Origin of the sequence: Streptomyces sp. SBT349 (assembly GCF_001083795.1) — a bacterium.
Lineage (GTDB): Bacteria > Actinomycetota > Actinomycetes > Streptomycetales > Streptomycetaceae > Streptomyces.
This window is the reverse complement of sequence record NZ_LAVK01000289.1, coordinates 1-9,587: the sequence shown is the minus strand read 5'-3', so window position 1 is coordinate 9,587 and position 9,587 is coordinate 1. Positions and strand designations below refer to the sequence as shown.

General features: G+C 73.4%; 7 protein-coding genes and 1 pseudogene. 3 read left to right on the top strand and 5 right to left on the bottom strand.

Annotated features, from left to right (window positions below; all coding sequences use genetic code 11):
* A pseudogene (locus ADY01_RS27315) lies at positions 1-457 on the bottom strand (hypothetical protein); the annotation flags it as partial.
* Positions 454-2,496, bottom strand: a complete 2,043-nt coding sequence (locus ADY01_RS27310; protein WP_053171262.1) for a PEP/pyruvate-binding domain-containing protein — start codon at positions 2,494-2,496, stop codon at positions 454-456. The pseudogene ADY01_RS27315 and the gene ADY01_RS27310, both read right to left, overlap by 4 nt.
* Positions 2,497-2,802: 306 nt before the next feature.
* On the opposite strand from ADY01_RS27310, the gene ADY01_RS27305 reads away from it, so the two are divergent.
* A complete protein-coding gene (locus ADY01_RS27305) occupies positions 2,803-5,031 on the top strand; it encodes an ATP-dependent RecD-like DNA helicase (protein WP_049578840.1) in 2,229 nt (742 codons plus the stop codon).
* 138 nt (positions 5,032-5,169) lie between these two features.
* Positions 5,170-6,504: a citrate synthase gene (locus ADY01_RS27300; protein WP_049578838.1), complete on the top strand. Its 1,335-nt coding sequence runs from the start codon at positions 5,170-5,172 to the stop codon at positions 6,502-6,504.
* Positions 6,505-6,729: 225 nt separating this feature from the next.
* Here the strand turns inward: ADY01_RS27300 and ADY01_RS27295 are convergent, their stop codons facing one another.
* Positions 6,730-7,020: a heavy-metal-associated domain-containing protein gene (locus ADY01_RS27295; protein ID WP_420715745.1), complete on the bottom strand. Its 291-nt coding sequence runs from the start codon at positions 7,018-7,020 to the stop codon at positions 6,730-6,732.
* 164 nt (positions 7,021-7,184) lie between these two features.
* Between ADY01_RS27295 and ADY01_RS38485 the strand changes: the two genes are divergently transcribed.
* On the top strand, positions 7,185-7,862 hold the full coding sequence (locus ADY01_RS38485) for a DedA family protein (protein ID WP_053171259.1): 678 nt from the start codon (positions 7,185-7,187) through the stop codon (positions 7,860-7,862).
* Here the strand turns inward: ADY01_RS38485 and ADY01_RS37485 are convergent.
* Positions 7,813-8,010 carry a MerR family transcriptional regulator gene (locus tag ADY01_RS37485; RefSeq protein ID WP_049578834.1) on the bottom strand — a complete coding sequence of 66 codons (198 nt, stop codon included), beginning with the start codon at positions 8,008-8,010 and terminating at the stop codon, positions 7,813-7,815. The genes ADY01_RS38485 and ADY01_RS37485 overlap by 50 nt on opposite strands.
* 24 nt (positions 8,011-8,034) lie before the next feature.
* Positions 8,035-9,531: a CoA-acylating methylmalonate-semialdehyde dehydrogenase gene (locus ADY01_RS27280; RefSeq protein WP_049578832.1), complete on the bottom strand. Its 1,497-nt coding sequence runs from the start codon at positions 9,529-9,531 to the stop codon at positions 8,035-8,037.
* Positions 9,532-9,587 lie beyond the last annotated feature (56 nt).

Genomic DNA, 9,587 nt, shown 5'->3' with positions numbered 1-9,587 from the left:
GGGCCAGGGGCGCGAGGCGCCCGGCCAGGCGCCGGCGGGCGCCGGGGCGGACGGTGGCGCGGGCGACCCGTTCCACCACCCAGGCCAGCCCGGAGAGCGCCACACCGGTGACCATGAGGACCGGAACGAAGACGAACGTCCGCTCCCCGCGTGGGTCGAGCCAGACGAAACGGGCCGTGCGCGGCGCCCGTTCCGCCCGCTCGGACCGTTCGGCCGACCGCAGCTGTGCCAGGATCTCCTCCTGCCTCCGGTCCCCCTCCTTGATGCGCTGCTCCAGGCGCCCCACCCGGTCCAGCACGGCCAGGCCGAGCAGCAGCACCTCCACGACCAGCAGCAGCACGCCGCAGATCAGGGTCCGCTGCCACTGCCAGCGGTAGAGGTACACCACCAGGTAGACCGCGGCGCCCAGGGCGGCGCCGCCGCCGAAGAGGTACGCGGCCAGGCGCGCGGTCCTCATGGCCGCACCTCCCCCGTCGCGCCGTCCACCAGCAGCCGGGTCCCCGGCGGGAAGCGCGTCACCGCGTCGGCGGCGCCCGTCACCACGGCGAGCCGCAACTCCCTGGCCAGCACCGCCAGATGGGAGAGCGGGCTGCCGGTCTGGGCGACCAGGCCGGTGAGCCGCGGCAGCAGCGGCGCGAGCGCCGGGTCCAGCGTGCGGACCACCAGCACCGCGTCCGGCGGCGGCTCGCCCGTTCCGTCCCACACTGTGCCCACGACCCGGCCGCCCGAGGCACCGCGCGCGGCGCCGGGCGAGGTGTCCCGTTCGGCGACGACCCGGCCGTTCGGGGCCAGCCGGAACGCGTCGGGCAGCGGCGGCCCCTCGTCCGGGGCGCGGCGCGCGTCGAGCCCGGGGGGCAGCGGCGCGCCACCGGCGACGGCGATCAGCTCGGGCCAGCGCAGCAGCGCGATCCCGCGGATGTCGCCGCGCCGCGCCGCCACCTCGCGGACCAGCGCCACCTGGAGCTCCTGCACCCACCGCACCCGCAGCCGCAGCGCCTCCCTGGGCGACAGCACCCCGGTGCCCGGCCCCGACCCCGCGACGCCCTGGGCGGGCAGCCGCAGCGGCTCGGTCAGGCTCGGCGCCACCAGCGCCAGCACCTCGGGTCGCGCGGCGGCCAGTTCGAGATCGCCGGTCAGCCCCTCGGCCCGCCCGTGGTGCAGGGCGGCCAGGGCCGCGCTCGCTCCGCTGCCGCGCCCGTCCCGGGGCAGCAGCGCCCCGGCCAGGGACTCCTGGGCGTGGAGGGCCAGCAGGGCCGAGCGGGTCCAGGTGAGCGCCGCGATCAGGCGGCCCTGGCTCAGGTCGGCGGGGTGTGGGGCCTCGCTCAGCTCCTTGTCCACCTCCGCCTGGAGCCCCGCCGCCAGCCGCGGGAGCACGGCGCGCAGCCGCCCCACGCGCCAGGCCGCCAGCAGCCGGCGCGCGGGCGGCGCCGGGTTGAGCGGGGCGAGCCGGGGGTGGCGCGGCCCGGCCAGCCCCAGAAGCGCCAGGTCGGCGACCGCCCGGCCGCCCACCGTCGTCACCACGGGCACCGACCGGAGGGCCCGGCGGGGCGCGGCCCCCGCGAGGTCGAGGGCGGTGGCCAGGCCGTGGGCCATCGGCACCACCCACAGGTCCTCCTCCAGCGGCCACAGCACGCCCGGCAGCGTCTCGGCCACGGGCCCGGGGCCCAGCAGCCTGGCGCGGCGCCTGGGCGGCGGGGCCGCCATGGCGGTGATCGGGCGGGACTGGAAGAGCCAGAGCCGCCCGGCGGCCTCGTCGAAGCCGAACTCGATGTCCTGCGGCGCCCCGAACAGCCGCCGCGCCCGGCGCGCGAGCTCCGCGAGGCGGCGCAGTTGGGAGGGCGAGAGCGGCGGCGTGTCCCCGGCGTGCGCCCCCAGCGGCCTGCCGCGCCGGGTGAGGCGGATGTCCGTGCCCTGCTCGGCGCCGCCCACCAGCAGGTCGGGGCCGCCGCGCACCGCGCTCACCAGCATCCGGTCCGCCCGGCCGCCGACCGGGTCGGCGCCGAACAGCACGCCGCCCGCGCGGGAGCGGACCAGCGGCTGGACGAGCACCGCCATCGTCACGCCGTCGCCCGAGGCGCGCACCGTGCGCAGCGCCTCGGTGAACGCCTCCCAGCCGCGCACGTCGAGGACCGAGGCGAAACGGCCCGCCATCGAGGACTCCTCCGTGTCCTCGGCGGCCGAGGAGGAACGCACCACCAGCGGCGTGGCCCCGTCGCCGCTCAGCTCCCGCCACGCCTCCCGCAGGGGGACGCCCCGGAGGCCGGTGCCCGGCGGCAGCACCACGAACCCGGGGAGCACCGGCAGCCGCGCCCCGGCGGCCCGTGCGAGCGAGGCGGCCTTGCCGCCGGTCAGCTCCGCGCGCCTGGCGCGCGGATCGTCCAGGGGGAGCGCGACACCCGCCAGGGCGTCTCGGCGGCTCCCGTCGTCGATGTCGTCGACGTCATCGATGGCATCGATGGCATCGACGTCTGTGTTCGCTGCATCCGATGTGTGCATCGCACGCCTCCTGCTGCCGATGCGGCCCTGGGAGAAGACGCCGGGAAACCGCGCACACCTGACAGCACATGGGCATATGTCGCGCATTCCCCCGTATATGACGGAGGCAGGTGCCCTCGGCGCGTACGCCGGGGTGCGGTGTCATATGCACGCCGGAGAATGCGCCCCGTGGTGCAACCATCGCGGTGCGTCGCATGTCTCAACGGGTCGAGGAGGGGAGCGAAGGGCCCGCGGGGGGCGGGCCCTTCGGTAACGGGCCGCCGGTGGGCCGCCCGCGCTGTCCGTCCCGGGAGCTACGGTCGGATCATGACGCAACTCGCCGTGCTCGAAGGGGTCCTCGAGCGCATCACCTACGCCAACGAGGAGAACGGCTACACCGTCGCCCGCGTCGACACCGGGCGCGGCGGGGGCGACCTGCTGACGGTCGTCGGGGCCCTGCTCGGCGCGCAGGTGGGGGAGTCGCTGCGGATGGAGGGCCGCTGGGGCTCGCACCCGCAGTACGGCCGCCAGTTCACCGTGGAGAACTACACGACCGTGCTGCCCGCCACGGTCCAGGGGATCCGCCGCTATCTGGGCTCGGGGCTGATCAAGGGCATCGGCCCCAAGACCGCCGAGCGCATCGTGGACCACTTCGGAGTCCAGACGCTGGACGTCATCGAGGAGGACCCGAAGAAGCTCGTCGCCGTGCCGGGACTCGGCCCCAAGCGGACGGCGCTCATCGCCTCCGCCTGGGAGGAGCAGAAGGCCATCAAGGAGGTGATGGTCTTCCTCCAGGGCGTGGAGGTCTCCACCTCCATCGCCGTGCGCATCTACAAGAAGTACGGCGACGCCTCGATCTCCGTCGTGAAGAACCAGCCCTACCGGCTGGCCGCCGACGTGTGGGGCATCGGCTTCCTGACGGCCGACCGCATCGCCAGGGCCGTGGGCATCCCGCACGACAGCCCGGAGCGGGTCAAGGCCGGGCTCCAGTACGCGCTGTCCCAGGCCACCGACCAGGGGCACTGCTATCTGCCCGAGGAGCGGCTGATCTCGGACGCGGTCAAGCTGCTCCAGGTGGACACGGGGCTGGTCATCGACTGCCTGGGCGAGCTGGCCGGGGAGCCGGAGGGCGTGGTGCGCGAGCGCGTGCCCGACCCCGAGGCCGCCGAAGGCTCGGGGGAGCGGGTGACGGCGGTCTATCTGGTGCCGTTCCACCGGGCGGAGCTGTCGCTGGCCGGGCAGGTGCGGCGGCTGCTGGGCGCGCCCGAGGACCGGCTCGCCGCGTTCGCCGACGTGGACTGGGAGAAGGCGTTGGCCTGGCTCGCCGAGCGCACCGGCGCGGCGCTGGCCGAGGAGCAGGAGCAGGCCGTGCGCCTGGCGCTGACCGAGAGGGTGGCGGTGCTCACCGGGGGGCCGGGCTGCGGCAAGTCGTTCACGGTGCGCTCGGTGGTGGAGCTGGCCCGCGCAAAGCGGGCGAAGGTCGTCCTGGCCGCGCCGACGGGCCGCGCCGCCAAGCGCCTGGCGGAGCTGACCGGGGCCGAGGCGTCCACCGTGCACCGGCTGCTGGAGCTCAAGCCGGGCGGGGACGCCGCCTACGACAGGGACCGGCCGCTGGACGCGGACCTGGTGGTGGTGGACGAGGCGTCCATGCTGGACCTCCTCCTGGCGAACAAGCTGGTCAAGGCCGTGGCGCCGGGGGCGCATCTGCTGCTGGTGGGGGACGTGGACCAGCTGCCCTCGGTCGGCGCGGGCGAGGTGCTGCGCGACCTGCTGGCGCCGGGCGGCCCGGTGCCCGCGGTGCGGCTGACGAAGATCTTCAGGCAGGCGCAGCAGTCCGGCGTGGTGACCAATGCCCACCGCATCAACTCCGGTGTCCCGCCGGTGACTTCGGGGATGTCGGACTTCTTTCTCTTTGTGGAGGACGACACCGAGGAGGCGGGGAGGCTCACGGTGGACGTGGCGGCGCGGCGGGTTCCGGCCAGATTCGGGCTCGATCCGCGCCGGGACGTTCAGGTGCTGACCCCGATGCACCGGGGCCCGGCGGGTGCCGGAGTGCTCAACGGACTGCTCCAGCAGGCCGTCACGCCCGCCGCGCCGGGGCTCGCCGAGAAGCGCTTCGGCGGCAGGGTCTTCCGGGTGGGGGACAAAGTCACTCAGATCAGAAACAACTACGACAAGGGAGCGAACGGCGTCTTTAACGGAACGGTCGGCGTCGTGACGAGTCTCGACCTCGACGATCAGAAGCTCACCGTGCGGACCGACGAGGACGAGGAGGTCCCGTACGAGTTCGCGGAGCTGGACGAGCTGGCCCACGCCTACGCCGTCACCATCCACCGCTCGCAGGGCAGCGAGTACCCGTGCGTGGTCGTCCCGGTCACGACGAGTGCCTGGATGATGCTCCAGCGCAACCTTCTGTATACGGCCGTGACGCGTGCGAAGCGGCTGGTGGTCCTGGTCGGCTCCCGCAGGGCGCTGGGTCAGGCCGTGCGGAACGTGTCGGCGGGTCGCCGCTGCACCGCGCTCGACGCCCGCCTCGCCGGGGCGATAGCTCCCTGATGCCCGAAAAGGGCGGCACGCGGTGCCAGAATTTGGCCCAATGGCCGACCCCGAGTGCACATTGGGGCGCCAGATGGGGGACAGTGGGGGGAGTCAGGGCACCTCGAAGAAGAGGCACAACCGTCGGTGAGGGATGACGTGAGCGAAAACCGCTACGGCGACAGCGCAGACAACAACGCAGACGACGCGGTGGTCGTGCGTTACGGCGACGACGAGTACCGCTATCCGCTGGTCAACAGCACGGTCGGCGATCAGGGCTTTGACATCGGCAAGCTGCGGGCCCAGACCGGCCTGGTCACCATGGACTCCGGCTACGGCAACACGGCGTCCTGCACCTCCGCCATCACCTACCTCGACGGCGAGAAGGGCATTCTCCGCTACCGGGGTTACCCCATCGAGCAGCTCGCCGAGCGCGGCTCGTTCCTGGAGACGGCGTACCTGCTCATCAACGGCGAACTCCCCACCGTGGACGAGCTGGCCGGTTTCCGCAACGAGATCTCGCAGCACACCCTGCTGCACGAGGACGTCAAACGCTTCTTCGACGGCTTCCCGACGGACGCCCACCCGATGGCCATGCTGACCTCCGTGGTCAGCGCGCTGTCCACGTTCTACCAGGACAGCCACAACCCGTTCGACGAGCGCCAGCGGCACATCTCCACCATCCGTCTGCTCGCCAAGCTCCCCACGATCGCCGCGTACGCGTACAAGAAGGCGATGGGGCACCCCATCGTCTACCCGCGCAACGACCTGGGCTACGTGGAGAACTTCCTGCGGATGACGTTCTCGGTGCCCGCCGCCGAGTACGACGTGGACCCGGTGGTCGCCAGCGCCCTGGACAAGCTGCTGATCCTGCACGCGGACCACGAGCAGAACTGTTCGGCCTCCACGGTCAGGATCGTCGGCTCCTCGCAGGCGAACCTCTTCGTCTCCATCTCCGCCGGCATCAACGCGCTCTGGGGCCCGCTGCACGGCGGCGCCAACGCGGCGGTGCTGGAGATGCTGGAGGGCATCCAGCGCGAGGGCGGCGACGTCGACTCGTTCATCCGCCGTGTGAAGAACAAGGAGCAGGGCGTCCGGCTCATGGGCTTCGGGCACCGCGTCTACAAGAGCTTCGACCCCCGGGCGAAGATCATCAAGGCGGCGGCCCACGACGTGCTCTCCGCGCTCGGCAAGTCCGACGAGCTGCTGGACATCGCCCTGCGCCTGGAGGAGCACGCGCTGAGCGACGACTACTTCGTCTCGCGCAACCTCTACCCGAACGTGGACTTCTACACCGGCCTCATCTACCGGGCCATGGGCTTCCCGGCCAGCATGTTCACGGTGCTGTTCGCGATCGGGCGGCTTCCGGGCTGGATCGCCCAGTGGCACGAGATGATCACCGACCCGACCACCAGGATCGGCCGTCCGCGGCAGGTCTACACGGGCGTGGTCGAGCGCGACTGGGTGCCGGTGGAGCAGCGCGGGACGGTGTGACGCAGATCACACCACGACGTGTGCAACCTTTGATGATCCCGTGGGTCTAACCGGTCGTAGTTGGCGCGGATTCGGCTGGATCCACGCCAACGGCCGTCCGGCCGGGGTCCCGTGGGGGGACGCTTCGAACGGACGGCAGGAAGCGCCCCGCGCCGGGCCCTGTGGGGGGACCCGCCGGCGGGGCGCTTTTCCGTTCCCCGGGGCGGTGCCGTCCCCGGCCGGGTGCTACCGGGCGCGGCCGACCAGTTCGTAGCCCGCCTCGTCCACGGCCGCGCGGATCGCCTCGTCGTCCGGCGCAGCCTCCGCGGTGACGGTGACCAGTCCCGTGGACGCGGCGGCCGTGACCTCCGTGACGCCCGGGATCGCCCCGACCTCGGTCGTGACCGCGCCCTCGCAGTGCCCGCAGGTCATGCCGGTGACCTGGTACGTGATCGTGCTCATGACTGTGCCTCGCTTCCTCTGGCCTTCTCGCTCCGGCCTTCTCGGTGGCCGACTTCTGACCCCAGCATACCCCATGGGGGTATGAGGTCACCGAGTCCGGGACGCCCCTAGGGGAGACCCGGGCGGTTCCCGGGAATGCTCCTGAGGCACTTTCCGGTTGCACCACCAACGTGTCAGGTTGGACTGACAGGTTGGCCCCGCCACGGGGGACAACCCCGCGGAGACGAAATGGATACGGCATGGACGGCGCACTGTGGATGTACGCCCTGCTCGCCCTGACCACCGCTCCGCCCCTGGTGCCGAACGCGGCACTGATCGCCTCGGCGGGCGCCCTCGCCGAGCGGGGCGAACTGAGCCTCGTTCTCGTCCTGCTCGTCGTCGCGGGCAGCGCCCTCGCCGGTGACGCGGCGGTCTACGGCGTCGGCCGGATGGCCAGCGGCCGGGCCGTCGGCTGGCTCTCCCGCACCGCCCGGCGCAAGGCCGCGCTCGCCTGGACCGGCGACCGGATGCACACCAGCGGACTGCCGTTCGTGATCGGCGTGCGGTTCGTCCCCAGCGGGCGGCTGATCGGCGGCCTGACCGCGGCCATCGTCCGCTACGGCCCCCGCCGTTACCTCCTGGGCGCCGGCATCGCCGAGGTCGTCTGGGCCTCCTACTCCGTGGCCCTCGGCTACTGGGGCGGCTCCGCCCTGGACAGCACGTGGGCCGCCCTCACCCTCGGCACCGGCGTCTCGCTCGTGGTGGCCGCCGTGGCCCAACTCCTCAGCAGGCGCGGCGGCTCGGGTCGCCCCGCCGCCGCCCCCGGCGCCGCGTCGCTGCCCGTCGCCCGCTCCGTGCCCCGGCGCCGCCCGTTCCGCTCCCGCGCCCTCAGCTCGTGCGCCCGCGACGCCCCGGGCGGCGAGCCGCCCACTCCCTGATCGTGTCCGGATACCAGTAGGGACGGCCCCCCTCCTCCAGGTCGGGCCGCGGCAGCAGCCCGGGCTTGCGGTAGGAGCGCACGGTGTCCGGCTGCACCCGGAGGTGCCCGGCTATCTCCTTGTAGGACCAGACCGCTCGGTCCGCCATGCTTCCCGCACCTTCCTGCCCGCGTCAGTCGTTGCGCGGAAAGCCCAGGTCGACGCCCCTGTCGGCCGGGTCGGGCCAGCGCGTGGTGATCACCTTGCCGCGCGTGTAGAAACGGGCTCCGTCGTTGCCGTAGACGTGGTGGTCGCCGAAGAGCGAGTCCTTCCAGCCGCCGAAGGAGTGGTACCCCACCGGCACCGGGATCGGCACGTTGACCCCGACCATCCCGGCCTCCACCTCCAGCTGGAAGCGCCGAGCGGCGCCCCCGTCCCTGGTGAAGATCGCCGAACCGTTGCCCCACGGCGAGGCGTTGATCAGCTCCACCGCCTCCTCGTACGACCCGGCGCGCACCACGCAGAGCACCGGGCCGAAGATCTCCTCCCGGTAGGCGGCCATCTCCGGCGTCACCCGGTCGAGCAGCGAGACGCCGAGGAAGAAGCCGCCCTCGTGGCCCGCCACCGTGTACCCCGTGCCGTCCACGCGAACCTCGGCGCCCTCCTCGCGGGCGGAGCGCACGTGCCCGGCCACGGCGTTGCGGTGCTCGGCCGTGATCAGCGGGCCCATCTCGGAGGCGGGGTCGGTGCCCGGCCCGACGCGCACCGCCGCCGCCCGCTTCGCCAGCCGGTCCACCAGCGCGTCACCCGTCTCCTCGCCGACGGCCACCACCACCGAGACGGCCATGCACCGCTCGCCCGCGGAGCCGTAGGCGGCGCTGATCGCGTTGTCGGCGGCCACGTCCAGGTCGGCGTCCGGCAGCACCAGCATGTGGTTCTTCGCGCCGCCGAGCGCCTGAACGCGCTTGTGGTGCGCCACCGCGCCCCGCTGGATCGCCCGCGCCACCGGCGTCGAGCCGACGAAGCTGACCGCCGCCACGTCCGGGTGGGCCAGCAGCCGCTCCACGGCCTCGCGGTCGCCGTTGACCACGTTCAGCACGCCCTCGGGGAAGCCCGCCTCCGCCGCCAGCTCCGCCAGGCGCAGCGCCGCCGAGGGGTCCTTCTCGCTGGGCTTGAGCACGAACGCGTTCCCGCAGGCGATGGCCACGGGGAACATCCACAGCGGCACCATGGCGGGGAAGTTGAACGGGGTGATGCCCGCGACCACGCCGAGCGGCTGCCGGATCGAGGCCACGTCGACCCCCGTGGAGACCTCCGTGGACAGTTCGCCCTTGAGCTTCTCCGGGATGGCGCAGGCGAGTTCGACGATCTCCATGCCGCGCGCCACCTCGCCCAGCGCGTCGCCGTGGACCTTGCCGTGCTCGGCGGTGATCAGCGCGGCCAGGTCGTCGCGGTGGGCGAGCAGCAGCTCGCGGTAGCGGAAGAGGAGGGAGGTGCGCCGGGCGAGCGACACCCGCGACCACGTCCGCGCCGCCGCGGCGGCCGACGCCACCGCCCGGTCCACGTCGGCGGCCGAGGCCAGCGCGACCCGGGCGGGCTGTTCGCCGGTCGCCGGATCCCACACCGGCCCGAACCGGCCCGAGGTGCCCTCGGCGGCCCTGTTGTCGATGAAGTGGCCGATGGTCCTCATGGCTGACCTCTCTGGTACGGGGCGCTTCCCGCGCGGGTGCGGGCTCAGGGGGTGGG